Below are 703 nucleotides of genomic sequence, written 5' to 3'. Positions count from 1 at the left end.
CGCCACCGCCGGTCACCGAACTTCCGCTACCGCCGCCACCGTAGGTTCCTTCCGGAGAAGGCGGTGGCGCCGGGCTGGACGACGTGGTGGCCGGCGGCGCCGCGGGAGCATTGCTTGCCAAGGCGGACGCGCCCGCGCCGCCACCGAAGGTGAGCACCAATCCAAGTGTCGCGGCGCCCCCGATGAGCGCCAGTGCTTTTCGAGCTTTTGTCATGCCCGGTCGCATACCCCTTATTCCTATGGGCAATCAGGGGTTCGGCGAGTTAGCTGAGGGCGGGCAGCACCTTCTCGGTGAGCAACTGGACCGACTTCCAGGCCTCGTCCACCGGCATGCCACCAACCAGGGGGTGCAGCACGAGCGGGCCGTAATCGTCGGCGTCACGCACCTCCGCGATCAACTCGTCGGGGGTAAGGAAGCGGTACCGTCCCGACGCCCTGACCTCGTCCAGCGTCTGCACCCCGGGCAAATGCATGAGCGACCGCTGATCGGTCGACCAACCGCCGTAAGTGACTGCCTCCCAAAGGATGTGGTCACCGAGCTCCGCCCACGCGCGGTCGGGGTCCTCGTGCAGGAAGATCATCCCGCGGTTCACCGGGCCCGGCATGAGGATGAGCGGCGTCATGCCGGCCTCGGCACACAGCTCACGGTAGTAGGCGGCGATGTCGGGCAGGTGATCCGCCAGGCTGAGCGGCAGCCGGAAGC

At 67.7% G+C, this 703-nt stretch carries 2 pseudogenes; both read right to left on the bottom strand.

What is annotated here, in order from left to right:
• A pseudogene (locus tag A9X03_RS30200) lies at positions 1–214 on the bottom strand (hypothetical protein); the annotation flags it as partial.
• 49 nt (positions 215–263) lie between these two features.
• Positions 264–703: pseudogene (locus A9X03_RS11295) on the bottom strand (LLM class flavin-dependent oxidoreductase); the annotation flags it as partial.

Source organism: Mycobacterium sp. E1715 (genome assembly GCF_001667625.1).
Lineage (GTDB): Bacteria > Actinomycetota > Actinomycetes > Mycobacteriales > Mycobacteriaceae > Mycobacterium.
Note: the sequence above shows the minus strand (reverse complement) of the source record. Positions and strands in the feature narration are given on the sequence as shown.